Genomic DNA, 23,491 nt, shown 5'->3' with positions numbered 1-23,491 from the left:
TGAACGCCACGGCCCCTGTGGGAGCGAGCCTGCTCGCGAAGAGGCCGGTCAGAACAACACAAAACCTGAGGTTCAGGGCCGCAACACCGCCACGCGCAGTTGCTGGTCTAACACTTGCTCGTGCACGTCCTGGCTCTTGCTCACCCACAACGCATGCGCTGGGCTGATGTCGCCAGTAAATGCCGCCGCCAACTGACGCAAGTCAGCCACGCTGCGCACTCGCGGGCAGAAGGGTTGTTCATCACAATCCTGACTGGCGTTGCGATAGGTGCTCAGCAAACGATCCCACAAGCCATCGCGTACTTGCCTGATCGATTTGAGCTGCACGTGCGGCACGCCGAGTCGTTGCTCAAGCCCCTTCTCGTCCAGCGCTTCGCTGGCCAAAAGGGCCTTGGCGAACATCAGCACCTCACCCCGCGAGGCAGTGTCCATGTCCGTCTGGCTGGACAGCGCGTCCGGCCAACCTGTGCGTTGCAGATTGTTGAACATCAATGCGTTGCCTGCGTCAGACGCCATCGTCAGACGGCAACCGCTGGCCCACAGCAATAAAATCGAGGCCATTCGTAGCCATTGCATACCCAATTCCCTTTAAGCGCGTGTCAGACGTTTGGAAACGTCCTACAGATTCTGGCGCGCACGATACAGCGGTTTACCGCGAATCGCCTGACAAACTCGTGGGAAATTTTTCGTCTAAGGGTTTTGCCTTTAAAAACTCTATAAATGGCGTAGGGCATCTCCTCAAACCCCGGAAAAACCCCTACAAACACTGTCCATTGCGGCCGTCTTGTTCCGCTGCCCAGCGGCCTCCTATAGTGGCCGGCGCGGCTTTGAATATTCAGTCTGCCGCCCGAGCGCCCTCGAACAGGACAAGCCTCACCATGATCAATCGTTATCACCCACTGAAGACCTGCTACAGCGAAAATCCCGTCATGGTGATCGACACCAACGCCAGCCACAGCGATCTGCTTGATGCTGCCGATCAACGCCTGCGCGCCGCCAGCGATCTGCTGGAAACACTTTACTGTTTGTGTTTCAAACAAGCCGACGTAAAAGACATTCCCAACATCGTCAATGCGCTTTATCTATTGGTACAGGACGGCTGCGACTTGCTGCAAGTTGCAAAACTGCAAGTTAAATAACACCCGACAAATACAACACTCACAAACCTGGATACAACCCCACGCTTTATTAATTATCAAACCGCGCACTAACGTGTCTGCTCTTATATCCAACAAGGGCAACGTCATGACAGTCGTCACCATATTTTTTTGCGGCACCGGCTCTAACAAGTTCGACATCAACCATGAAAACTTTTGGGATGGCGAACTGGTATCGACGCTGGCCTCTCATCATGCCGGACGCGAATTCGCCGAATGGATTGTGGTCGACGGACCAGGCAGCGGCAATCTGCAGGCCGATGATCTCTTCACCCAAACCAAGGATTACGGCCTCAGCGGCACGCTGTTTGGCAAGGGCTGGGAAGAAAACGTGCAACACGCCATGAACATCCTCAAAGGTCGATGTGACTGGCAGCGCCAACAACTGACCGAGGCCGAATACAACCGACTAAAAGCCGCCGGTATTCCTATCGAAGATGTAAAGGCAGAGGGTTCCTGGTTTTGGCGCAAATACAACTACGGCGACCGAAGCGTCACTCAACAGAAGTTGCAGGAACAGATTATCAAGACGTTCCGCAAAGACGGTGTCATCCCCACTCAAGTTAACCTGGTCGGCTGGAGCCGCGGCGGCATTAGTTGCCATATGCTGGCCAATGCGATGTTCAAGGACAACGCACTGAGGAATATCCCGGTTAATATTTTCGCTCTGGACCCAGTTCCCGGCATTGGCAACTTTCAGGACGAACGCATCAAACTCGCTGCCAACGTCAAAGAGTATGTCGGTTTCTATGCTCGCGACGAGCGCTCCAAAGGCTTCAGCTGTGTCATTCCACAGACCGCCACGGGCACCAAAACCTACATCTACCCAATGGCCGGCCGCCACGCCACCATGGTCGGCAACGCCACCGCCAGCGGCGGCGTTCCGAGCAGCGCCAACGACCGCAAAGCACTGATCGAGCCCGGCCGCATCGTCCGCCACCTCGCCGAAGTCTGCCTCAAGCGCTGGGGCGTGCCACTGAACAAAACCCTGAACCTGACCCAGGCCGACCTGCAAAACGTCAGCAATGCAATCGCCCGCGACGAGGCGAAATACCAGCTGATGCGCAACCTTTCCTACACCTACTTCACCGAGCTGGACAAAGGCGAACGCTATGTTTCGCTGGGCAGCAAAGGTGTAGCGTTCTCGACGGTAAAAGGCCCGATCTACAAACCGGCGACGGGGTTGGCGACGAGTTTGCTGGATATTTCGGCGTATGCGCATTTGCGTTGAAAAGTGTTGATCAAACGGTCGTAACGTCCGATGAAATCTTCGTCCCGTTCCTACAGCGACAGACGCTTTGTCGACTATCGGGATTTGAGGGTGCGAATCTATAGTCGTGCCTGTCGCTGCTAATCAGCGGCTCGGGCTTGGTCACCCGAATGGATCGTGCGTACACATGCGCTGTATGCTGCCGGCACTCAATTGCCTGCAGTTTATGGTGACTGTGTTTGGGACACCTTCGGGTGTGCCGGGTATGTGCACGATCCTCACCGGTTGACCAACCCGAACACAGTCGCCTCCTGTCGCTTGGTCACGATGTGGTGGCTTCTCCCGGAAGCAATTGAGGATCAATAAAATGAAAACATGGAATCAATTAACCACCGATCGCTACCGCCCACTCGAATCCAATCTCACCGAAACCAAGCCCCTGATCATCGATACAGCGGCTAACCCACAAGACATCCTCGAATGCGCCGTCCAACGCCTGCGCGCCTCCAGCGACCTGCTGCAAACCCTCTACTGCCTCTGCTTCAAACAAGCCGACATCGAAGACATCCCCCACATCACGCACGCCCTCTATCTACTGACGCAGGATGGATGTGATCTGCTGCAAGTCGCGCAGCAGCAAATGCTCAACTGGAAAGCTCCGGCGTAAAAATCTGCCACACCAAAAGAGCATGAATGCTCGACGCAAATGTCCAAAGCAGGAGTTGAAATTTGCAAACTACTATTGATTGCGTACGATGTGAGCCACTGTTCAATCAAGGGCTCACCTTCATGACCACTGAAACTATCGATCACAGCACCCTTGCTCGATTGATTGAAAACGGATCCGTCAGCAGCACGAATATCGTCGCCCAACCGGGCGGCTGGTCGATTCAAATTTCGCAGGGAAGAAAAGAATGCTCGCTGGCAGCGCAGCGTAGTGGTCAGGTACGTCTGTTCAAGCGGCTTGAAACGCTGGTGACCTATTTGCAAGGATTGGGTATCAGCCACTTCAATGTAGACGCCTCCAGTTACGACCCCCAGCAATTGAAAACCTACGCTCGGCCTGATCGTGCCGAAGCAATGAAACACGCCCACGAGGCGGCCGCTTATGAGGAATGGTTCAAGCGACAGGTGCAACTCAGCATTGATGACCCAAGGCCGAGCATCAGCGATGAAGACAGCCGCCGAATATTTGCTGCCAAACGCGATGCTCTCCGTAAACGAGCGCGCTGATGAGGTTGGTCTGGCGCCCTGAGGCGCATGACGACCGAGACCGAATAATGGATCGAATTAGTCGGGACAACCCTGTTGCAGCTGCCGATCTCGACGAGATATTCGAATCAAAAGGGGAAGTCGCCCGACAGCGCCCGACCTTGTACAGAAAAGGCAAAGTTGAGGGCACACGAGAAATCGTCGCAGCCTCCAATTACATCATCGTCTACATGATTAAAGATGATTGCGTGCAAGTTCTGCGAATAATGCATGCCCGGCAGCAATGGCCGTGATGACCGAGAATCGGAATTTCGCGATTCCTTAAGTGACATTATTTTCGCTAATTAGCCGCAATACTGTTGGAATAATGGCAGTTTAGCTGTACCACCCACTAAATCTTCACCCACAAAAAAGCCGCCCCAAAGGACGGCTTTTTCATTCACAACAAACCAATCTTACAACTTCGGCCCAGCAGCCTTGATCGCGTCGCTCACTTCGAACTTCTTGAAGTTCTCGATGAACAGACCGGCCAGTGCCTTGGCAGCCTCGTCGTACGCAGCCTTGTCAGCCCAGGTGTTGCGTGGGTTGAGCAGGTTGGTTTCAACGCCCGGTACGGCCAGAGGCACGTCGAGGTTGATGGTGTCGAGATGTTCGGTGGCAGCACCGATCAGCGCGCCGCTCTGGATCGCTGCGATCACCGCGCGGGTGGTCGGGATGTTGAAGCGTTTGCCGACGCCGTAGCCACCGCCGGTCCAGCCGGTGTTGACCAGGTAAACCTTCGAACCGAAACCGCGGATGCGCTTGATCAGCAGCTCTGCGTATTCGCCAGCCGGACGCGGGAAGAACGGTGCGCCGAAGCAGGTGGAGAAGGTCGACTTGATGCCGCTACCCGAACCCATTTCAGTCGAGCCCACCAGGGCGGTGTAGCCGGACAGGAAGTGGTAGGCCGCTTGTTCTTCGTTGAGGATCGACACTGGCGGCAGTACGCCGGTCAGGTCGCAGGTCAGGAAGATTACAGCGTTTGGCTCGCCGCCCAGGTTCTGCTCGGAACGCTTGGCAACGTGCTCCAGCGGGTAAGCGGCGCGGCTGTTCTGGGTCAGGCTGACATCGGCGTAGTCGGCGTGCTTGGCGTCGTCGATGACGACGTTTTCCAGCACAGCGCCGTGCTTGATGGCTTTCCAGATAACCGGCTCGTTCTTCTCGGACAAGTCGATGCACTTGGCGTAGCAACCGCCTTCGATGTTGAAGACAACGCCTTCGCCCCAGCCGTGTTCGTCGTCACCGATCAGGTAACGGCTTTCATCAGCCGACAGGGTGGTTTTACCGGTGCCCGACAGACCGAAGAACAGGGTCACGTCGCCTTCTTCGCCGATGTTGGCTGCGCAGTGCATTGGCAGCACGTCAGCGGCCGGCAGCAGGAAGTTCTGCACGGAGAACATGGCTTTCTTCATTTCACCGGCGTAACGCATGCCGGCGATCAGCACTTTCTTCTGGGCGAAGTTGAGGATCACGCAACCGTCGGAGTTGGTGCCGTCACGCTCAGGCACGCACTCGAAGTTGGCGACGTTGAGCACTTGCCATTCTTCACGGCCAGCCGGGTTGTACTGGGCCGGGTTGATGAACAGGCAACGACCGAACAGATTCTGCCAGGCAGTCTGAGTGGTCATTTTCACGGCCAGGTAGTGATCTTCAGCCGCGCCTACATGCACGTGGGAAACAAAGTGCTCTTGCGCGTTGTTGAATGCCTCGACGCGAGCCCACAGGGCATCGAACTTGTCGGCCGGGAACTTGCGGTTGATCGGGCCCCAGGCGATAGCGGCCTGGGTGGAAGGCTCTTCAACGATGAAACGGTCAACAGGCGAACGACCGGTGCGGTGACCGGTGCGAACAACCAGAGCGCCGGTATCGGCAAGCTCGCCCTCACCGCGATTCAAGGCTTCTTTTACCAGATCATCGACACTCAGATCGGTGTACACGGCGTTATTGGCTTGCGTCATGAGATTCCCCGTCGGCCAGTGGCCGAGTGTGCTCCAAACGTTTTGTAGTAGAAAGTCGTGCACTACTACCGCGACAAAAAGTGGGCCGGATTATGCCAGAAACGCCCAAAAAGAGTAGGGTCCTCCCGTCGTAACGGCGATATTCCGTCGTTACGCAGTGAATTTACCTGCGCTGAACCGTTTTAGTGCCGGGTATCTGACGGCGTGTCGACACCTGCGCCAGCGAACAATTGAGCAATATCGGCTGCGTCGAACAGATAACGCTCGTTGCAAAACTGGCAATCGATCTCGACGGTGCCACCCTGTTCGGCGACCAATGCTTGCGCGTCTTCCAGCCCCAGACTGACCAGCGCATTGCCCGAGCGATCCCGCGAGCAGCTGCAACGGAAGCGCAGGTTCTGCACATCGAACAGACGCACCTGCTCTTCGTGGTAGAGGCGATGCAGCACGGTTTCGTTGTCCAGGCTGAGCAATTCATCGGCGGTCAGGGTGGTGGCCAGCGCGGTGATGTGCTGCCAGCTGGCGGCGCGATCTTCTTCATCTTTCAGACGGTCAGCCGGCAGTTGTTGCAGCAGCAGGCCACGAGCACGACGGCCGTCGGCAAACAGCTTGAAGCGGGTGCCAACCTGTTGCGACATGACGAAGTAGTTGGTGAAGCAATCGGACAGGGTTTCGCCGTCGAGGTCGACGATGCCCTGATAGCGCTGGCCGACAGTCGGGTCGACAGTCAACGCCAGAACGCCGTTCGGCATCAGGTCGGCGAGGGTCGCGTCCGGCGCGATCTGCTCGGCGTGATAACGCGCCAGGCCACGGATATCGCGCTCGCTGGAGCACTCGATCATCAGCATCGGAATCGGTCCTTCGGAGCGCGCCTGCAGAATCAGCAAGCCGTCGAACTTGAGGGTGCCCACCAGCAACGAGGCGGCCGCCATCAGTTCGCCCAGCAATTGCGCCACCGGCTCCGGGTACGGGTGCTTGGCGAGGACTTCGGCGTAGCTGCGCTCAAGCGCCACCAGTTCGCCGCGGGTGTCGCTGTCATCGAAGATGAAGCGTTGGGTGAAATCGGTATCCGGTAGGTCGGTCATAGGTCTGGGTATCTGAATGTGGTGACAAAATGGTTACAAACCGTGAAAATTTGCGCTTCTCGGCACATTTTTTGGTGCTGACTGTTCAGCCATTGGAGGCATTTTATGAACAATCCGGGTTTGTTCCAATCAAGGTGGAACCTCGGCCGGCTGGTTCTGTGCAACGTAGTGCCATTAGCGCTACTGGCTTTCTGGTTATGGCCTACGGGCAACGCACTGTGTGTGATTTTCGACGAGTGGCTGTTTCGCTCGCTCAATGCACCACTGGCCAGCAACCCGATATGGCTCCACATCTGGGCAATTGCAAGTATGCGGCCGTTCGACATCGTCGTCGGGCTGATTCTGCTGACGCTGCTGATCAAGGGCGACTGGGTGTTCAAGGCGATCGACGTGCGCCGGGCTTTTTTCAGTTTTCTGTCGATCCTGCTGTTGATGGTGGTGATTCGCGCGCTGTTTTCCAAGTTCGCCGACTATATGGATTGGCAACACAGCAGTCCGTCGATGGTGCTGGAAGGCGCGGTGCACATCAGTGATTACTTCCCGAATCTGGAAAAGACCTGGGAAATTAAAGATCGCTCGAGCCAGAGTTTTCCGGGTGACCACGCTTCGGTATTGTTGATCTGGGCGCTGTTCATGGGCGTGTTCAGTCGTACGATTGGGCAGTTTCTGAGCGTTTGGGGACTGGCGGTGTTGTTCATGCTGCCGCGTTTGGTCGCGGGGGCGCATTGGGGCCAGGACGATTACATCGGTGGTGTGCTGCTGGCGGTGTGGGCGTTGGGCTGGGGTTATTACACACCGTTTGCCTATCACGCCGCGAACTTCTGGCTGAAGGTGACCGCGCCGATTTTCGCGTTGCTGGGCAAATTGCCGGTGGTTTCGCGGATGAGTGTGGTGCGTAGCGCCTGATTCCGCGTCGTCCATGGCGAGTGCTGCGCACTCGATCGCGGGCAAGCCACGCTCCCACAATGATTTTCAGCGAACACAAATCATGTGAACGCCTGAGAAACCTGTGGGAGCGGGCTTGCCCGCGATGGCATCAGCACAAGCAACACAAAAATACAGTCTTTACTCGTCGTGGCTGCTGCCACGAAACTTGAACAAATCCCGCCGCTGCTTTTTGCTCGGCTTGCCGTCGGTGCTCATGCCCAGTGCACCCGCCTTGCGCATCGCCGCAGCCGCTTCACGCTTGGCAATACTCACTTCGGTCTCCGCATACAAGGTCTGCGCCTCAGGTGCGCCTCGACGGACAACCGATAACGCCTCGACCTTCACGGTGCGCACTTCGAACCCCATACGAATCTCGAACTCATCGCCAATGCGTGGCTCTTTGCCAGGCTTGCAGCGCTCGCCCCGACAATGCACCTTGCCACTCTCGATGGCGGCTTTGGCCAAGGCGCGGGTTTTGTAAAAACGCGCTGCCCATAGCCACTTGTCGAGGCGGACCTTGTCGTCCTCGTCGCTTTTTTGTGCCATGGCATTTCCTCATTCTGAAATATTGATGAACTGTACTACCGTTTCAGTCATGTCATGAATGACCCCGTCCCGGATTACAATGCGCGCGTTCCGACGCCTGCTTGCGAGGCCGGAAATCCGGGCTGTAGAAATCTGTCGCCTTTTAACCCTTATTCTGCGTGAATACCGCGAATCCGGCCCCGTGCGGGCTGAAGCGGTTGTCACGGTTGAGCATTTTTTTGAAGACATTTGACCATTTGACCGTTGTCGGTCTGCGCGAGTGGGTGGCGCTCCCGGATTTGGGAGTCGCGGGCCTGCGGGCGAAGATCGACACCGGCGCCAGCACCTCCAGCCTGCATGCCACCGACATCGAGCCGTTCGAACGTGACGGTGAGAAGTGGGTGCGTTTCACAGCGCACCTGGGCACGGTGGTGCAGTTGCGTCATCGGCGCTGCGAAGCACCGCTGGTCACGCGCAAAACCATCAAAAGCTCGAACGGCCATGCCCAGGTGCGCTACGTGATCAGCACCACCCTGGCCCTCGGTGATCGGGTGTGGCCGGTCGAGTTCACTCTCGCCTGCCGCAAATCCATGCGTTATCGCCTGCTGCTCGGTTCCAAAGCCCTGATCGATGGCCAGTTGGTGGTCAACCCGGGCATTAAATATGTACAAGACAAGCCGGTGTTCCCGGTATCTACCTCCTCCACAGGTGTTGCATGAAGATCGCTGTGCTGTCGCGGAACCCGCGTCTGTATTCCACCCGCCGTCTGGTCGAAGCCGGAACCGAGCGCGGGCATGAAATGGTAGTGATCGACACGTTGCGCGCCTATATGAACATCGCCAGCCACAAGCCGCAGATCCACTATCGCGGCAAGCCACTGGAAGGCTTCGATGCGGTGATTCCGCGCATCGGTGCGTCGGTGACGTTTTATGGTTGCGCGGTGTTGCGCCAGTTCGAAATGATGGGGGTTTTCCCGCTCAACGAGTCGGTAGCCATTGCCCGCTCGCGGGACAAACTGCGTTCATTGCAATTGCTGTCGCGGCGCGGCATCGGTTTGCCGGTGACCGGATTCGCCCACTCGCCGGATGATATTCCCGACCTGATCGACATGGTCAACGGCGCGCCGCTGGTGATCAAGGTACTGGAAGGCACCCAGGGTATCGGCGTGGTGCTGTGCGAAACCGCGACGGCGGCGGAGTCGGTGATCGAGGCATTCATGGGCCTGAAGCAGAACATCATGGTTCAGGAATACATCAAGGAAGCTGGCGGCGCCGACATTCGTTGCTTCGTGGTCGGCGACAAAGTGATCGCGGCGATGAAGCGTCAGGCCAAACCGGGTGAGTTCCGCTCCAATCTGCATCGAGGCGGCAGTGCCAGCCTGATCAAGATTACGCCGGAAGAACGCATGACTGCGTTGCGTGCGGCAAAGGTCATGGGGTTGTCGGTGGCGGGTGTGGATATCCTGCGTTCCAATCATGGGCCGCTGGTGATGGAAGTGAACTCGTCGCCGGGACTGGAAGGGATCGAAACCACCACCGGCAAGAATGTGGCGGGGATCATCATCGAGCATCTTGAGAAGAATGGCGGGCCGAACATGACTCGCACCAAAGGCAAAGGCTAATCCGTTAGAGATCTGGCGACTGATAGGCCGCCTTCGCGAGCAGGCTCGCTCCCACAGGGTAATGCATTCAAATGTGGGAGCGAGCCTGCTCGCGAAGAGGCCATCAGCCGCGCTGCAAAAACCGATCTCTAAACGGCATCCCGTGGCAGCATCAACCCCAGCGGCAAGCGCACCCGCGCCTCCAGTCCACCACCGGAGCGGTTACGCAACTCAACATTGCCGCCATGCATCGAAGCAATCCGCTTCACAATCGCCAGCCCCAACCCTGTGCCCTTGCCGCCCCGCGCCCGATCCCCTCGGGTAAACGGGTTAAAGATCGCCTCAAGTTCAGAGGGATCAATCCCCGCGCCACGGTCCATAACGCTCAGCACCACATACGGTGCACTGACGTCGCCGGACACATAGGCGGCGACTTCCACACTGCTGCCAGCGTGGTTCAAGGCGTTGCCAATCAGGTTGTTCAACAGACGCTTCATCGACACCCGACGCAGCGGAAACGGTTGGATCGGTTCCAGACGCAGACGGACTTTCTCTTCATTCTGGTTGTACGGTGCTGCCACCTCACGCACCAGATCACTCAGATCGACCTCTTCCACCGACTCATCACGACCATCGCGAATGAACGCGAGGAACTGGTCGAGAATCGCGTCCATGTCTTCGATGTCACGCACCATGTCGTCGGTCAGGTCGTTGCGGTCACCCATCAATTCCAGCGACAGGCGCAAGCGAGTCAACGGAGTACGCAAGTCATGGGAAACCCCGGCCAGCATCAGCTCGCGCTCGCGCCCAGCTTGTTCGACATCTTCTGCCATCTGGTTGAAGGCGCGATAAACCTCGGTCATTTCGCTTGGCGTGTCGCTGATCGGCAAGCGCACGCTGCGGCCCTGACCGAGTTGCCGGGCGGCATAGACCAGACGTTTCAAGGGTTGGTTGAGCTGACTGACGAAAATCCACGCCGACGCCGTCGACAGCAAACCAATCGCCAGGAACCAGCCGAGCACGTTCCAGATCTTCTGGCCGCGCAACGGATGTGGATACAGCGGAACCTTCAACCAGCCATCACCCAGGCTCGGCGCACGCACCCACAGCGCCGGTGGCGAGTGCATGCGTAATCGCACTTCGGTGTCGGCACCGAGCTCCGCCTGCATTTGCCGTTGGTAGATTTCGCTGTACGGCCAATGCTGTTCACCTTCCGGCACACCGGCGCCCACTACCCGGATCAGAGTCGCGGCATCAGCGATCTTCGCGCGGTTTTCTTCGTCGGCGGCCCAATAGGCACGCAGCGTCAGGGCGACGCCGTGGCTGTATTGGCGGTCCACCAGCACGTCCTCGTTCATCAACAGATAAACCAGGGTCAGCGCCTTGGAAAACAGCACGACGATGAGCACCAGCCAGAGGGTGCGGGAGAAAAAACTTTGGGGGAACCAGACGGGGGTTTTCATCAATAACCGCTACACACTTGCAGGAGCGAGCAATGCTCGCATATTGCGGATTGCGAGTCTGCGGGCATGGCCATTCGACCAGCACCCAGCAGACCCGCTCCTACAAATCGCCGATCACTTGGTGGCGGCGCCATCCGGTACGAACACGTAGCCCACGCCCCAGACAGTCTGGATGTAGCGCGGCTTGGACGGATCAGGCTCGATCATCCGGCGCAGACGCGAGATCTGTACGTCGATGGAACGCTCGAGGGCATCCCACTCGCGGCCACGGGCCAGGTTCATCAGCTTGTCGCGGGTCAATGGCTGACGCGCGTTCATCACTAAGGCCTTGAGTACCGCAAACTCACCGGTGGTGAGCATGTGCACTTCGTCGCCGCGCTTCAGTTCGCGAGTGGCCAGCGACAACACGTAATCACCGAAGGTGACGTTCTCGTCTTCGCTGCCCGGTGCACCCGGCACGGGTGCGGCCTGACGACGCAGCACCGCTTTGACCCGGGCCATCAGCTCGTCCGGGTTGAACGGCTTGGCCAGATAATCGTCGGCGCCCAGTTCAAGGCCCTTGATGCGGCTCATCTCATCGCCCTTGGCGGTGAGCATGATGATCGGAATCTGGTTATTTGCAGCCCGCAAACGGCGGCAGGCGGTCAAACCGTCCTCGCCAGGCAGCATCAGGTCGAGAACGACCAGATTGAAAACTTCACGCGACAACAGACGATCCATCTGCTCGGTGTTCGGGACAGTACGGGCGCGATAGCCCTTGCTGACGAAGAACCGTTCCAGCAGGCTGCTGAGGCCCGGATCGTCATCAACAATAAGAATTTTTTCGCCTTCAGCATTGTTTGCAGTGCTGCTCATTAGATGCTCCTTTTAGCTCGGCGCGCATTATGGCGTAGCTGCCGTTATACGCACCGTGTGCATTGTTAGCAGATTTTTCCTTCACTGCCATAAAACCGGGGTTTATGCCTACAGACTGCAACGCCCCCGAATGACAGAACGCTGGTTATAATGCGCGGCGTTTTGTGCCAGGCAACGTCTGAATCGTTACCGCAGGTGGCAGCCATTTATTTTCATGGCAACCGCAGTAATTGTTCGATTTCACGGGTCAATGGGCTGCCTCTTGACCCAGGCAGCGGCCATCTTCATGCCGCTCAACCAGACTCCGGGCCTTTATTTCCGTGCCTGCGAGCCTGCTTTCACAATATGTCAGGTGGTTTTATGGACAGCATCAACAGCCGCATCGCCGAGGAACTCGGCGTACGCCCACAACAGGTCGAAGCGGCCGTCGCGCTACTCGATGAAGGGTCTACCGTTCCCTTCATCGCCCGTTACCGGAAAGAAGTCACTGGCAGCCTCGATGACACGCAGTTGCGTCATCTGGAAGAGCGTCTGCGCTACCTGCGAGAACTCGACGAACGGCGTATCAGCATCCTCGCCAGCATCGAAGAGCAGGGCAAACTCACCCCTGCCCTTGAGCGCGATATCAAGCTCGCCGATACCAAAACCCGTCTCGAAGACTTGTACCTGCCGTACAAGCAAAAGCGCCGCACCAAGGGCCAGATTGCCCTGGAAGCCGGCCTCGGCGACCTCGCGGACGGTCTGTTCAACGACCCGAACCTGGCCCCGGAAACCGAAGCCGCTCGCTTCGTCGACGCCGAAAAAGGCGTGGCCGATGTCAAGGCAGCCCTCGAAGGCGCCAAATACATCCTCATGGAACGCTTCGCTGAAGACGCCAGCCTGCTGGAAAAACTGCGTAGCTACCTGAAACAGGAAGCCACCCTCAGTGCCCGCGTGATCGCTGGCAAGGAAGAGGAAGGCGCCAAGTTCCGCGATTACTTCGAACACGACGAACCGCTGAAAAGCATGCCGTCGCACCGCGCGCTGGCGATTTTCCGTGGCCGCAACGAAGGCATCCTCAGCTCTGCGCTGAAAGTCGGCGACGAACTGCCAGGCACCATGCACCCGTGCGAGGGCATGATCGGCCAGCAATTCAATATCCAGAACCAGAACCGCCCAGCCGACAAATGGCTCGGCGAAGTGGTGCGCTGGACCTGGAAGGTCAAGCTCTACACGCACCTGGAAACCGACCTGCTCGGTGAACTGCGTGACGGTGCCGAAACCGAAGCGATCAACGTTTTCGCGCACAACCTGCACGACCTGCTGCTGGCCGCGCCGGCCGGCCCCCGCGCGACCCTGGGCCTCGACCCGGGCCTGCGAACCGGCTGCAAAGTGGCCGTGGTCGATTCGACTGGCAAGATGCTCGATCACGCCACGGTCTACCCGCACGTGCCGCACAACAAGTGGGATCAGACCATCGCCATTCTGGCCGCCCTGTGCGCCAAGCACTCGGTTGACCTGATCGCCATCGGCAACGGCACCGCCAGCCGCGAGACCGACAAACTGGCGATCGAGCTGATCAAAAAATATCCAGCGATGAAGATGACCAAGGTCATGGTCTCCGAGGCCGGTGCTTCGGTGTACTCGGCATCGGAACTGGCGGCCAAGGAATTCCCGGATCTGGACGTGTCGATCCGTGGCGCCGTGTCCATCGCTCGTCGTTTGCAGGATCCACTGGCTGAACTGGTGAAGATCGACCCGAAATCCATCGGTGTCGGCCAGTACCAGCACGACGTTTCGCAGCTGAAACTGGCGCGTGGCCTGGATGCTGTGGTCGAGGACTGCGTGAACGCCGTCGGCGTTGATGTGAACACCGCTTCGGTGGCGCTGCTGGCACGCATCTCCGGCCTCAACGCGACACTGGCGCAAAACATCGTGGCGCACCGCGACGAACACGGTGCCTTCAAAACCCGTGCAGCACTGAAGAAAGTCGCGCGTCTGGGCGAGAAAACCTTCGAACAGGCCGCCGGTTTCTTGCGTGTGATGAACGGCGACAACCCGCTGGATTCCTCGGCGGTTCACCCGGAGGCCTATCCGCTGGTGCAGCGCATTGCCGCTGAAACCGACCGCGACATCCGCTCACTGATCGGTGATGCAAGTTTCCTCAAGCGTCTGGATCCGAAGAAGTTCACCGACGAGACCTTCGGTCTGCCGACCGTGACCGACATTATCCAGGAGCTGGAAAAACCGGGCCGCGACCCGCGTCCGGAGTTCAAGACTGCCGAGTTCCAGGAAGGCGTCGAAGACCTCAAAGACCTGCAACTGGGGATGATCCTCGAAGGCGTTGTGACCAACGTGACTGCGTTCGGCGCATTCGTCGACATCGGCGTGCATCAGGACGGTCTGGTGCACATCTCGGCGCTGTCGGAGAAGTTCATCAAGGATCCGCGTGAAGCGGTGAAGGCTGGTGATGTGGTGAAAGTGAAGGTCATGGAAGTCGACATTCCGCGCAAACGCGTTGGCCTGTCGATGCGCATGGGCGACACCCCGGGCGAGAAAATCGACGGCGCCCGTGGCTCGCGTCCGGGCTCGGCGCAACGCCAGCCTTCGAACACCACGCCACGCAAGGAAACCGCCACCGCCGCGCCGGTGAACAATGCGATGGCTTCGCTATTCGCCAACGCCAAGCAGTTGAAGAAACGCTGATGGAGATTCCGGCCGGGCTCGTCGAGAGCGCGTTTTTCAAGCTGTTGGGCTGCCGCCTGCACAGCCTGGAAACCGGGGTGGCGCAAGTCGCCCTGGTGCTGGAACCCGAACTGCGCAATCGCGGCGGCAAATTGCACGGTGGCGCGCTGTTCAGTCTGGTCGACATTGCCATGGGGCTGGCCTGTTCCAGCACCCACGGTTTCGATCAGCAGAGCGCGACCATCGAGTGCAAGATCAACTATATCCGCGCCGTTTCCGACGGCGAGGTGCTGTGCACGGCGCGGGTAATCCACCCGGGCCGGCGCACGCTGGTGGTCGAAGCCGACGTGATGCAGGGCGACAAACTGGTCGCAAAAGCGCAAGGCACGTTCGCTGTCCTGTAGCTACTGGTCATCAATTTGAGTTAATTTCGGCGCTGCGTCTGCGGCGTCGAACTTTTCCGTGCGCGCAATAGCCAGATTCAAGGAGTGAAGTTGGCAATCGACACGGGCCGTTATGGCTCAAAAACCAGGCGATAACGCCAGTTTCAACTTCACCCTTGTAGACCGTCCTGCCCACCCCCATATTGGGGCGACTGACGCGTGAAGGAATCCAAATTGAGCGAACTTCTCAACCGCCGCCTGGCTCTGCTCGGCGAGCGCGCTAACCTCTCTCTGCTCGAGCAGTGCCTGCACGGTATCGAACGTGAATGCCTGCGCGTGACCAGCGAAGGTCGCCTGGCGCAAACGCCGCACCCCGAAGCCTTGGGTTCCGCGCTGACCAACGAACAAATCACCACCGACTACTCCGAGTCGCTGCTGGAATTCATCACGCCCGCCCTGCCGGATCCTGCGGATACGCTGGCGAGCCTGGACAAGATTCACCGCTTTGCCTACAGCAAACTCGGCAACGAGTACCTGTGGAGTCCATCGATGCCGTGCCCGTTGCCGGCCGAGGAAGATATCCCGATCGCCTATTACGGCACCTCCAACATCGGTCAGCTCAAGTACGTCTACCGCAAGGGCCTGGCCCTGCGTTATGGCAAGACCATGCAGTGCATTGCCGGAATTCACTACAATTTTTCCCTGCCGGAAAAGCTCTGGCCGTTGCTTAAGGAAGCCGAAGGTTTTGTCGGCACTGACCGCGATTACCAGTCGGTCTCCTACATCGCGCTGATCCGTAATTTCCGTCGCTACAGCTGGCTGCTGATGTACCTCTTTGGTGCTTCGCCGGCGCTGGACGCGGGTTTCCTGCGCGGTCGTTCGCATCAGTTGGAACAACTCGATCCGGACACGCTGTACCTGCCTTACGCGACCAGCCTGCGCATGAGCGACCTCGGTTACCAGAGCAACGCCCAGGCTGGCCTGACACCGTGCTACAACGATCTGGCGAGTTACACCGACAGCCTGCGCAAAGCCGTGGCCACGCCCTACGCGCCGTACGTCGAAGTCGGCACGCACAAGGATGGCGAGTGGGTGCAGCTCAACACCAACATCCTGCAGATCGAAAACGAGTACTACTCAAACATCCGCCCGAAACGCGTGACCTATACCGGCGAGCGGCCGATTCAGGCGTTGGTGGCCCGTGGCATTCAGTACGTCGAAGTGCGCTGCCTGGACATCAACCCGTTCCTGCCGATGGGCATCGACCTGACCGAGTCGCGCTTCCTCGACGCATTCCTGCTGTTTTGCGCACTCAACGACAGCCCGCTGCTGACCAACACGTCGTGCGGCAATGCCACATCGAACTTCCTCAGCGTGGTTAAAGAAGGTCGTCGTCCGGGTCTGCAACTGCAGCGTGATGGTCAGCCGGTCGAGATGAAGGCTTGGGCGGCCGAGTTGCTGGAGCAAATCGCTCCGCTGGCCGCGCTGCTCGATCAGAGCCATGGCGGCGATGCGCACAGCAAGGCGCTGGATGCACAATTGGCCAAGGTCCGCGACCCGTCGCTGACGCCTTCGGCGCAGGTGTTGGCGGCGATGGCCGAGCACAAGGAAAGCTTCGCGCAGTTCTCGCTGCGTCAGAGCCAGGCGCATGCCGAGTTTTTCCGTAGCGAGCCACTGGCGGCAGATGAGCAGGCGAAATTCGAGGAGTTGGCGCGTACTTCTCTGGCGGCTCAGGCTGAGCTGGAGCAGAACGAAGTGGGCGATTTCGACGTGTTTGTCGGGTCGTATCAGGCGAGCATTCTGGCGATCAGTAACTGATCTGTCAGAACACAAATTGTGTGCTGACAGGTTCCTGTGGCGAGGGGATTTATCCCCGTTGGGCTGCGCAGCAGCCCCAAAAGCCAGATACGCGATTTATCCAATACACCGCACAGGAAGGTCTTACGGCTGCTGCGCAGCCGAACGGGGATAAATCCCCTCGCCACAAAAGCGCCAGTTGCCCCTAAGGCTTAGATTTTTCCGCTCATAAGCTCATTCGAAAAAGTTATTTATTTACTGATTCTTAGATCATTTAGTCTCCTTTCACGCCGACGCTCGGTCGCCTGATATGGAGCTTTTCAATGAAACTGAATTTCCCGCTTCGCCTGCTCGCCGTAGCCTCCCTGGCTGCCGCGAGTTTTCTGGCTCAGGCCGCCGACCTCACCGTCGCCTATCAAACCACCGTTGACCCAGCGAAAGTCGCCCAGGCCGACGGCGCTTACGAAAAAGCCACCAAAGCCGATATCGCCTGGCGCAAGTTCGACAACGGCGCCGACATCATCGCCGCCATCGCCTCCGGCGACGTGCAGATCGGCTACCTCGGTTCGAGCCCGCTGACCGCTGCGATCACCCGCAAAGTCCCGGTCGAAACTTTCCTCATCGCCACCCAGATCGGCGCCGCCGAAGCACTCGTCGCCCGCGACGGCTCTGGCATCAAGACGCCGCAAGATCTGATCGGCAAGAAAATCGCCGTGCCGTTCGTGTCCACCGGTCACTACAGCCTGCTCGCGGCGCTGAAGCACTGGAACATCGATCCGTCGAAAGTCACCGTGCTCAACCTCGCGCCGCCAGCGATCATCGCCGCGTGGAAACGCGGTGATATCGACGCCACTTACGTTTGGGATCCGGCACTCGGCGTGGCCAAGGAAAACGGCAAAGTGCTGATCACCTCCGGTGAGCTGGCCAAGTTTGGCGCGCCGACCTTCGATGCGTGGATCGTGCGCAAAGACTTCGCCGAGAAGCACCCGGAAATCGTCACCGCGTTCGCCAAGGTCACCCTCGATGCCTACGCCGATTACCGCAAAGACCCGAAAGCCTGGCTCGCCGATCAATCCAACGTCGACAAACTGGTGAAACTCTCCGGCGCCAAGGCCAGCGACATTCCACTGCTGCTGCAAGGCAACGTCTACCCACTGGCGGCGGATCAGGTCAGCGACCTCGGCGCACCGACCACCAAAGCCATCACCGACACCGCCGCGTTCCTCAAGGAGCAAGGCAAAGTCGAAGCCGTTCTGCCGGACTACGCACCGTACGTCAGCGCCAAATACATCACCAATTGATCGGGAGTTAACCGCGATGGCTTTGCTACAGCTGGAGCGCATCAGCGCACAGTACCCGGGCAGCCCGGAACCGGTGCTGGCGGATATTTCTCTGACTCTGGGGCCTCAGCAATTGCTGGTCGCCCTCGGCCCGTCCGGCAGTGGCAAGACTTCGCTGTTGAACCTGATTGCCGGTTTCGTCGAACCGAGCGCCGGGCGCATCACCCTCGACGGCGTGCCGGTCAAAGGCCCAAGCGCCGAGCGTGGCGTAGTGTTCCAGGACGATGCCCTGCTGCCCTGGCAGGACGTGCTGGCCAACGTTGCGTTCGGTCTGGAACTGGCCGGCGTCGCCAAGGGCAAACGCGAAAAGATCGCCCGCGACATGCTCGCGCTGGTTGACCTTTCCGGCTTCGAAAGCCGCCGTATCTGGCAACTCTCCGGTGGCCAGAAACAACGCGTCGGCCTCGCCCGCGCCCTCGCCGCCGACCCGCGCGTATTGCTGATGGACGAGCCCTTCGGCGCACTCGATGCGTTCACCCGCGAACAGATGCAGGAGCTGTTGCTGCAAGTCTGGCAACGCACCGCCAAGCCGGTTTTCCTGATTACCCACGACATTGAAGAAGCGGTGTTTCTCGCCACTGACCTGATTTTGCTCGCGCCGAATCCGGGACAAATCGTTGAGCGCCTGCATCTGGATTTCGGTCAGCGCTACGCCGCTGGCGAATCCGCACGGGCGATCAAATCCGACCCGCGCTTTATCGAAACCCGCGAACACGTGCTGAGCAAAGTGTTCTCACAACGCAGTGCCGTTCAGCGGCAGGAGCGCGCATGAGCAGCTACGACGTTTCCTCGGCGGCAGTAAAACCCGTCACCGCTTCGGTGGCCATTCCCGTGCGCCGCAGCCTCAGCACGCGCTGGATCAGCCTGCTGACGCTATTCGCTTTGCTGGCAATCTGGTGGGCTGTCACGGCCAGCGGTTTGATCGAACCGTTGTTCCTGCCGCCACCATCGGCGGTGCTGCAAAAAGGCTGGCTGCTGGCAACCACGGGCTACATGGATTCGACGTTGTGGCAGCACTTGGGCGCGAGCCTGAGCCGCATCGGCCTGGGTCTTGGCTTCGCGATTCTGACCGCCGTGCCGGTGGGTATTGCCATCGGCGCCAACCGCATCGCTCGCGGCATCCTTGATCCGCTGATCGAGTTCTACCGGCCGATTCCGCCACTGGCCTATCTGCCGTTGATCGTGATCTGGTGCGGCATCGGCGAGTTGTCGAAAGTGCTACTGATCTACCTGGCGATTTTCGCCCCGATTGCCATCGCTACCGCTACCGGTGTGCGCACGGTTGATCCAGCGAAATTGCGCGCGGCGCAGTCGTTGGGCGCGACCCGCATACAGCTCATTCGTCATGTGATTTTGCCGAGCGCCCTGCCGGACATCTTGACTGGCGTGCGCATTGGCCTGGGTGTCGGCTGGTCGACGCTGGTCGCCGCCGAACTGATCGCTGCCACCAGCGGCCTGGGCTTCATGGTGCAATCGGCCGCGCAGTTCCTGGTCACCGACGTGGTGGTGCTGGGGATTCTGGTCATCGCCCTGATTGCCTTCGCCATGGAAATGGGCCTGCGCGCCCTGCAACGCAAACTGGTGCCATGGCACGGCCAGGCGCACTGACACATTTCCTGTGAACACACCTGTGGGAGCGAGCCTGCTCGCGAAAGCGTCGGATCAGTCACTGCACTGTTGCCTGACACTCAGCATTCGCGAGCAGGCTCGCTCCCACAAAAGCTCGACACCCCGAATTCCAAGAGAAAGACCATGAGCAGCCTCAACATCATCCCGTTAAGCTCAGCCCTTGGCGCCCAGATCAGCGGCGTCGACATCAGCCAACCATTGAGCCTGGAACACCGCGACGCCATCGAACAGGCGCTGCTCAAGTATCAGGTGCTGTTCTTCCGCAATCAGCCAATCGAGCCGTCACAACAAGCACGTTTCGCCGCGTATTTCGGCGACCTGCACATCCATCCGATCTACCCGAACTTGCCGGAGCAGCCAGAAGTGCTGATCCTCGACACCGCCGTCACCGACGTCCGTGACAACGCGATCTGGCACACCGACGTCACCTTCCTGCCGACGCCTGCGATGGGCGCGGTGCTCAGCGCCAAGTTGCTGCCGGAGTTTGGTGGCGACACCTTGTGGGCCAGCGGGATTGCGGCGTATGAAGCATTGTCGGCGCCGATGAAAAGCTTGCTCGAAGGGCTGACGGCGACTCACGATTTCACTCGCTCGTTTCCGCTGGAACGCTACGGCAATACGCCTGAAGCGCTGGCGCAGTGGGAAGAAGCACGGCGCAAGAACCCACCGCTGTCGCACCCGGTGATTCGTACACATCCGGTCAGTGGACGGCGCTCGTTGTTCGTCAACGAAGGCTTCACGTCGAAGATCAATGAGCTGTCGGAAACCGAGAGCGAGGCGATTCTGAAGTTTTTGTTTGCTCACGCGACGCGGCCGGAATTCACCATTCGCTGGCGCTGGCAGAAAGACGACATTGCGTTCTGGGATAACCGCGTGACGCAGCATTACGCGGTGGATGATTACCGCCCGGCGCGGCGGGTGATGCAGCGGGCGACGGTGTTGGGGGATGTGCCGTTTTTTCGTTGAGCCGTTTTTACAGCCAAAAGCCCCTCACCCTAACCCTCTCCCGGAGGGAGAGGGGACTGACCGAGGTGTTTGTACAAGCTACATCGACCTGAAATATCGGGTTGAACTCAAGCTTTGAAAGGCATGAAGATCGGCTCCCTTTCCCCTCGCCCCCCTTGGGGGAGAGGGCTGGGGTGAGGGGGTTGGATCTTGCTGACCCAACCCAATCGTCATCACTCCGCCGTCGAAGGCTTCTCCCAAAGATTGATCCCGCCCTCTTGGGCAAACCGGTCAATCTCCGCCAGTTCCTCCGCACTGAAGCTCAGATTCTTCAACGCCCCGACGTTCTCGATAATCTGCTCCGGCCGGCTCGCACCGATCAGTGCCGAGGTCACCCGTGGATCACGCAGGGTCCACGCCAGTGCCAGTTGCGCCAGGCTCTGGCCACGGCGTTTGGCGATCTCGTTCAAAGCACGCACGTGAGCGATGTTGGACTCGGACAAATGCGAAGCCTGCAACGAACCTCCGCCCGGACGGTTGACCCGCGCATCCGCCGGCACGCCGTTGAGGTATTTGTCGGTGAGCAAGCCTTGCGCCAGCGGGGTGAACGCGATGACGCCCGTGCCGAGCTCTTCGGTGGTATCGAGCAGATCCTTTTCCACCCAACGATTGAGCAGGTTGTACGCCGGTTGATGGATCAACAGCGGCACTTTCCACTCTTTCAGCAGCGCAGCGATTTCGCGGGTTTTCACCCCGGAATACGACGAGATACCGATGTACAACGCCTTGCCTTGCTGCACGGCGGTGGCGAGGGCGCTGGCGGTTTCTTCCAGCGGGGTATCCGGGTCGAAGCGGTGCGAATAGAAGATATCCACGTAGTCGAGACCGAGGCGTTGCAGGCTCTGGTCGAGGCTGGCCAGCACGTATTTACGCGAACCGCCGCCCTGGCCGTATGGGCCTGGCCACATGTCCCAACCGGCCTTGCTGGAGATGATCAGTTCGTCGCGGTATTGCTTGAAATCTTCACGCAGCAGGCGACCGAAGTTGATCTCGGCGCTGCCGTACGGCGGGCCGTAGTTGTTGGCCAGGTCGAAGTGGTTGATGCCCAGGTCAAACGCGGTGCGCAGCAAGGCGCGCTGGGTATCGATCGGCGTGCTGTCGCCGAAGTTGTGCCACAGGCCCAGCGACAGCGCTGGCAGTACCAGACCGCTGCGGCCAACGCGGCGGTAAGGGATGGAGTCGTAGCGGTTTTCGGCAGCGGTGTAAGTCATCGAATCCTCTCTTGTCTGTCTTGAAATGGGTGTCGACTGCTTCGCGAGCAGGCTCGCTCCCACCTTTGGAATGCATTTCCCTGTGGGAGCGAGCCTGCTCGCGAAGGGTGCTATACAAATCTGTTGCCGGGGCGAGCCAGGCCAAGGTTCTGGCGCAACGTCCGACCCTCATACTCGGTTCTGAACAACCCGCGCCGTTGCAGTTCCGGGACTACGCCATTGGCGAAATCCTCGAGCCCGCCCGGCAGGTGCGGCACCAGCACATTGAAACCATCTGCTGCGCCCTGTTCGAACCATTCCTGCAAGCGATCAGCGATCTGCTCGGGCGTACCGACCAGGCTGTAATGCCCTCGCCCGCCGGCAATCCTGCGGCCCAGTTCGGCCAGCGTCAGGTTCTCGCGGCCAGCCAGTTCGGTGAGCAATTTCTGCCGACTCTGCTGGCCGCTTTCGGTCAGCGGCAACTCCGGCAACGGCCCGTCCAACGGGTACTTCGACAAGTCGAAGTTGCCCAGCATACGCCCAAGCAAGGCGACGCCAACCTCGGGTTCGACTAATTGCTGAAACGTTTCACATTTTTCCTGTGCTTCGGCTTCAGTGCGACCGACCACCACAAAAACCCCGGGCATGATTTTCAGCGACTCGGCACTGCGGCCGTACTTGGGCAGGCGTCCTTTGAGGTCGGCGTAGAACGCCTGAGCGTTGGCCAATGAGGTCTGCGCGGTGAACACTACTTCAGCCGTCTGCGCTGCCAATTCACGCCCGGTCTCGGAAGAGCCGGCCTGGACGATCACCGGTTGCCCTTGCGGTGAGCGCGCAACGTTCAGCGGGCCTTTGACCTGAAAGTGCTCGCCGACGTGATCCAGCACATGCAGTTTCGAAGGGTCGTAATACGCGCCACTGACCTTGTCGCGAACAAACGCATCGTCCTCCCAACTGTCCCAAAGCCCGGTCACCACCTGATGAAACTCGCGGGCGCGGCTGTAGCGCTCAGCGTGGCCGATATGTTCATCACGACCGAAATTCAGCGCCTCGGCAGCGTTGTCCGAGGTCACCAGATTCCATCCCGCACGCCCACCCGACAGGTGATCGAGCGAAGCGAATTTACGCGCTACGTGGTACGGCTCGTTGTAACTGGTGGTCGCCGTGGCAATCAGGCCGATGTGTTCGGTCACGGCACTGAGCGCCGAAAGCAACGTCAGCGGTTCGAAGTGATCGGAGCGCGCCATGCGGCTGGCGATGTCCTGGGTCGGCGCGGCGACGCTGTCAGCGACGAACAACGTATCGAATTTCGCCGCCTCGGCAATCTGCGCCAGCCGCTTGTAATGGGCGAAATCCAGACCGGCATTGGCAGGCACGTCAGGATGACGCCACGCCGCCACATGGTGCCCGGTGGCCATAAGAAACGCGCCGAGTTTCAACTGTCTGCTCATC

The 23,491-nt window shown here is 59.1% G+C and carries 23 protein-coding genes; 15 read left to right on the top strand and 8 right to left on the bottom strand.

Annotated elements, in window-relative coordinates; genetic code table 11:
* Positions 1-72: 72 nt before the first annotated feature.
* Positions 73-576, bottom strand: coding sequence for a polysaccharide deacetylase (locus tag JFT81_RS25415; protein WP_201199724.1), 504 nt, complete (start codon positions 574-576; stop codon positions 73-75).
* Positions 577-878: 302 nt separating this feature from the next.
* Here JFT81_RS25415 and JFT81_RS25410 point away from each other — a divergent pair, with 302 nt between their 5' ends.
* From JFT81_RS25410 to JFT81_RS25390, 5 genes are all read left to right on the top strand, one after another.
* Positions 879-1,139: a hypothetical protein gene (locus tag JFT81_RS25410; RefSeq protein WP_201199722.1), complete on the top strand. Its 261-nt coding sequence runs from the start codon at positions 879-881 to the stop codon at positions 1,137-1,139.
* Positions 1,140-1,245: 106 nt separating this feature from the next.
* Positions 1,246-2,388: a hypothetical protein gene (locus JFT81_RS25405; RefSeq protein WP_201229886.1), complete on the top strand. Its 1,143-nt coding sequence runs from the start codon at positions 1,246-1,248 to the stop codon at positions 2,386-2,388.
* A gap of 346 nt (positions 2,389-2,734) precedes the next feature.
* The gene (locus tag JFT81_RS25400) at positions 2,735-3,034 is read left to right on the top strand and encodes a hypothetical protein (RefSeq protein ID WP_201229884.1); all 300 of its coding nucleotides are present in this window, start codon (positions 2,735-2,737) and stop codon (positions 3,032-3,034) included.
* A 122-nt stretch (positions 3,035-3,156) separates the two neighbouring features.
* Complete coding sequence (locus JFT81_RS25395; protein WP_201229882.1) at positions 3,157-3,600, top strand: hypothetical protein; 444 nt, start codon at positions 3,157-3,159, stop codon at positions 3,598-3,600.
* Positions 3,600-3,872: a type II toxin-antitoxin system RelE/ParE family toxin gene (locus JFT81_RS25390; protein WP_201229880.1), complete on the top strand. Its 273-nt coding sequence runs from the start codon at positions 3,600-3,602 to the stop codon at positions 3,870-3,872. The genes JFT81_RS25395 and JFT81_RS25390 overlap by 1 nt, the downstream gene beginning before the upstream one ends.
* Positions 3,873-4,034: 162 nt before the next feature.
* Here the strand turns inward: JFT81_RS25390 and JFT81_RS25385 are convergent, their stop codons facing one another.
* Both JFT81_RS25385 and hslO read right to left on the bottom strand, forming a co-directional pair.
* Entirely contained in the window at positions 4,035-5,576 is a 1,542-nt protein-coding gene (locus tag JFT81_RS25385) for a phosphoenolpyruvate carboxykinase (protein WP_008080486.1), read from the bottom strand.
* A gap of 182 nt (positions 5,577-5,758) precedes the next feature.
* Positions 5,759-6,661 (bottom strand): Hsp33 family molecular chaperone HslO, encoded by a 903-nt coding sequence (gene hslO / locus JFT81_RS25380; protein ID WP_201149185.1) that lies wholly within the window; start codon positions 6,659-6,661, stop codon positions 5,759-5,761.
* Between the two features lie 105 nt (positions 6,662-6,766).
* On the opposite strand from hslO, the gene JFT81_RS25375 reads away from it, so the two are divergent.
* Positions 6,767-7,567 carry a phosphatase PAP2 family protein gene (locus JFT81_RS25375; protein WP_201229879.1) on the top strand — a complete coding sequence of 267 codons (801 nt, stop codon included), beginning with the start codon at positions 6,767-6,769 and terminating at the stop codon, positions 7,565-7,567.
* A gap of 159 nt (positions 7,568-7,726) precedes the next feature.
* Here JFT81_RS25375 and JFT81_RS25370 read toward each other — a convergent pair whose 3' ends face one another.
* A complete protein-coding gene (locus tag JFT81_RS25370) occupies positions 7,727-8,134 on the bottom strand; it encodes an RNA-binding S4 domain-containing protein (RefSeq protein WP_201229877.1) in 408 nt (135 codons plus the stop codon).
* A 236-nt stretch (positions 8,135-8,370) separates the two neighbouring features.
* Between JFT81_RS25370 and JFT81_RS25365 the strand changes: the two genes are divergently transcribed.
* Both JFT81_RS25365 and rimK read left to right on the top strand, forming a co-directional pair.
* Entirely contained in the window at positions 8,371-8,832 is a 462-nt protein-coding gene (locus JFT81_RS25365; RefSeq protein WP_171057267.1) for an ATP-dependent zinc protease, read from the top strand.
* Entirely contained in the window at positions 8,829-9,734 is a 906-nt protein-coding gene (rimK, locus tag JFT81_RS25360; protein ID WP_007952690.1) for a 30S ribosomal protein S6--L-glutamate ligase, read from the top strand. The genes JFT81_RS25365 and rimK overlap by 4 nt, the downstream gene beginning before the upstream one ends.
* A gap of 128 nt (positions 9,735-9,862) precedes the next feature.
* On the opposite strand, the gene JFT81_RS25355 is transcribed toward rimK, so the two are convergent.
* Positions 9,863-11,176 (bottom strand): ATP-binding protein, encoded by a 1,314-nt coding sequence (locus JFT81_RS25355; protein ID WP_103304137.1) that lies wholly within the window; start codon positions 11,174-11,176, stop codon positions 9,863-9,865.
* A gap of 114 nt (positions 11,177-11,290) precedes the next feature.
* On the bottom strand, positions 11,291-12,031 hold the full coding sequence (ompR, locus tag JFT81_RS25350) for a two-component system response regulator OmpR (RefSeq protein WP_201149198.1): 741 nt from the start codon (positions 12,029-12,031) through the stop codon (positions 11,291-11,293).
* Between the two features lie 360 nt (positions 12,032-12,391).
* On the opposite strand from ompR, the gene JFT81_RS25345 reads away from it, so the two are divergent.
* The 7 genes from JFT81_RS25345 to tauD all read left to right on the top strand — a co-directional run bounded on the left by JFT81_RS25345 (position 12,392) and on the right by tauD (position 20,810).
* Positions 12,392-14,716, top strand: a complete 2,325-nt coding sequence (locus tag JFT81_RS25345; protein WP_201229875.1) for a Tex family protein — start codon at positions 12,392-12,394, stop codon at positions 14,714-14,716.
* Positions 14,716-15,099 (top strand): PaaI family thioesterase, encoded by a 384-nt coding sequence (locus JFT81_RS25340; RefSeq protein ID WP_007917925.1) that lies wholly within the window; start codon positions 14,716-14,718, stop codon positions 15,097-15,099. Before JFT81_RS25345 ends, JFT81_RS25340 begins: the two co-directional genes overlap by 1 nt.
* 213 nt (positions 15,100-15,312) lie before the next feature.
* Entirely contained in the window at positions 15,313-16,896 is a 1,584-nt protein-coding gene (gene gshA, locus JFT81_RS25335; RefSeq protein ID WP_201229873.1) for a glutamate--cysteine ligase, read from the top strand.
* Between the two features lie 302 nt (positions 16,897-17,198).
* Complete coding sequence (gene tauA, locus JFT81_RS25330) at positions 17,199-18,176, top strand: taurine ABC transporter substrate-binding protein (protein WP_201229871.1); 978 nt, start codon at positions 17,199-17,201, stop codon at positions 18,174-18,176.
* Positions 18,177-18,192: 16 nt separating this feature from the next.
* Positions 18,193-18,987 carry a taurine ABC transporter ATP-binding subunit gene (gene tauB / locus JFT81_RS25325; protein ID WP_201229869.1) on the top strand — a complete coding sequence of 265 codons (795 nt, stop codon included), beginning with the start codon at positions 18,193-18,195 and terminating at the stop codon, positions 18,985-18,987.
* A complete protein-coding gene (gene tauC / locus JFT81_RS25320) occupies positions 18,984-19,823 on the top strand; it encodes a taurine ABC transporter permease TauC (RefSeq protein ID WP_201229867.1) in 840 nt (279 codons plus the stop codon). Before tauB ends, tauC begins: the two co-directional genes overlap by 4 nt.
* A 144-nt stretch (positions 19,824-19,967) precedes the next feature.
* Entirely contained in the window at positions 19,968-20,810 is an 843-nt protein-coding gene (gene tauD, locus JFT81_RS25315) for a taurine dioxygenase (RefSeq protein WP_201229865.1), read from the top strand.
* Positions 20,811-21,022: 212 nt separating this feature from the next.
* Here tauD and mgrA read toward each other — a convergent pair whose 3' ends face one another.
* Both mgrA and JFT81_RS25305 read right to left on the bottom strand, forming a co-directional pair.
* Positions 21,023-22,060 carry an L-glyceraldehyde 3-phosphate reductase gene (gene mgrA / locus JFT81_RS25310; RefSeq protein WP_201229858.1) on the bottom strand — a complete coding sequence of 346 codons (1,038 nt, stop codon included), beginning with the start codon at positions 22,058-22,060 and terminating at the stop codon, positions 21,023-21,025.
* A gap of 110 nt (positions 22,061-22,170) precedes the next feature.
* Positions 22,171-23,490, bottom strand: coding sequence for an LLM class flavin-dependent oxidoreductase (locus JFT81_RS25305; protein WP_201229856.1), 1,320 nt, complete (start codon positions 23,488-23,490; stop codon positions 22,171-22,173).
* Position 23,491: the final 1 nt, after the last annotated feature.

The organism is Pseudomonas sp. TH43 (assembly GCF_016650635.1).
GTDB lineage: Bacteria > Pseudomonadota > Gammaproteobacteria > Pseudomonadales > Pseudomonadaceae > Aquipseudomonas.
The sequence above is the reverse complement of the archived record's forward strand: the minus strand, read 5'-3'. Positions and strand labels throughout refer to the sequence as shown.

What these genes read in the sequence shown, in the direction of transcription:
- JFT81_RS25415 (WP_201199724.1), bottom strand. Translation starts at nt 576, where the DNA reads ATGCAATGGCTACGAATGGCCTCGATTTTATTGCTGTGGGCCAGCGGT.
- JFT81_RS25410 (WP_201199722.1), top strand. Translation starts at nt 879, where the DNA reads ATGATCAATCGTTATCACCCACTGAAGACCTGCTACAGCGAAAATCCC.
- JFT81_RS25405 (WP_201229886.1), top strand. Translation starts at nt 1,246, where the DNA reads ATGACAGTCGTCACCATATTTTTTTGCGGCACCGGCTCTAACAAGTTC.
- JFT81_RS25400 (WP_201229884.1), top strand. Translation starts at nt 2,735, where the DNA reads ATGAAAACATGGAATCAATTAACCACCGATCGCTACCGCCCACTCGAA.
- JFT81_RS25395 (WP_201229882.1), top strand. Translation starts at nt 3,157, where the DNA reads ATGACCACTGAAACTATCGATCACAGCACCCTTGCTCGATTGATTGAA.
- JFT81_RS25390 (WP_201229880.1), top strand. Translation starts at nt 3,600, where the DNA reads ATGAGGTTGGTCTGGCGCCCTGAGGCGCATGACGACCGAGACCGAATA.
- JFT81_RS25385 (WP_008080486.1), bottom strand. Translation starts at nt 5,576, where the DNA reads ATGACGCAAGCCAATAACGCCGTGTACACCGATCTGAGTGTCGATGAT.
- hslO (WP_201149185.1), bottom strand. Translation starts at nt 6,661, where the DNA reads ATGACCGACCTACCGGATACCGATTTCACCCAACGCTTCATCTTCGAT.
- JFT81_RS25375 (WP_201229879.1), top strand. Translation starts at nt 6,767, where the DNA reads ATGAACAATCCGGGTTTGTTCCAATCAAGGTGGAACCTCGGCCGGCTG.
- JFT81_RS25370 (WP_201229877.1), bottom strand. Translation starts at nt 8,134, where the DNA reads ATGGCACAAAAAAGCGACGAGGACGACAAGGTCCGCCTCGACAAGTGG.
- rimK (WP_007952690.1), top strand. Translation starts at nt 8,829, where the DNA reads ATGAAGATCGCTGTGCTGTCGCGGAACCCGCGTCTGTATTCCACCCGC.
- JFT81_RS25355 (WP_103304137.1), bottom strand. Translation starts at nt 11,176, where the DNA reads ATGAAAACCCCCGTCTGGTTCCCCCAAAGTTTTTTCTCCCGCACCCTC.
- ompR (WP_201149198.1), bottom strand. Translation starts at nt 12,031, where the DNA reads ATGAGCAGCACTGCAAACAATGCTGAAGGCGAAAAAATTCTTATTGTT.
- JFT81_RS25345 (WP_201229875.1), top strand. Translation starts at nt 12,392, where the DNA reads ATGGACAGCATCAACAGCCGCATCGCCGAGGAACTCGGCGTACGCCCA.
- JFT81_RS25340 (WP_007917925.1), top strand. Translation starts at nt 14,716, where the DNA reads ATGGAGATTCCGGCCGGGCTCGTCGAGAGCGCGTTTTTCAAGCTGTTG.
- tauA (WP_201229871.1), top strand. Translation starts at nt 17,199, where the DNA reads ATGAAACTGAATTTCCCGCTTCGCCTGCTCGCCGTAGCCTCCCTGGCT.
- tauB (WP_201229869.1), top strand. Translation starts at nt 18,193, where the DNA reads ATGGCTTTGCTACAGCTGGAGCGCATCAGCGCACAGTACCCGGGCAGC.
- tauC (WP_201229867.1), top strand. Translation starts at nt 18,984, where the DNA reads ATGAGCAGCTACGACGTTTCCTCGGCGGCAGTAAAACCCGTCACCGCT.
- tauD (WP_201229865.1), top strand. Translation starts at nt 19,968, where the DNA reads ATGAGCAGCCTCAACATCATCCCGTTAAGCTCAGCCCTTGGCGCCCAG.
- mgrA (WP_201229858.1), bottom strand. Translation starts at nt 22,060, where the DNA reads ATGACTTACACCGCTGCCGAAAACCGCTACGACTCCATCCCTTACCGC.
- JFT81_RS25305 (WP_201229856.1), bottom strand. Translation starts at nt 23,490, where the DNA reads ATGAGCAGACAGTTGAAACTCGGCGCGTTTCTTATGGCCACCGGGCAC.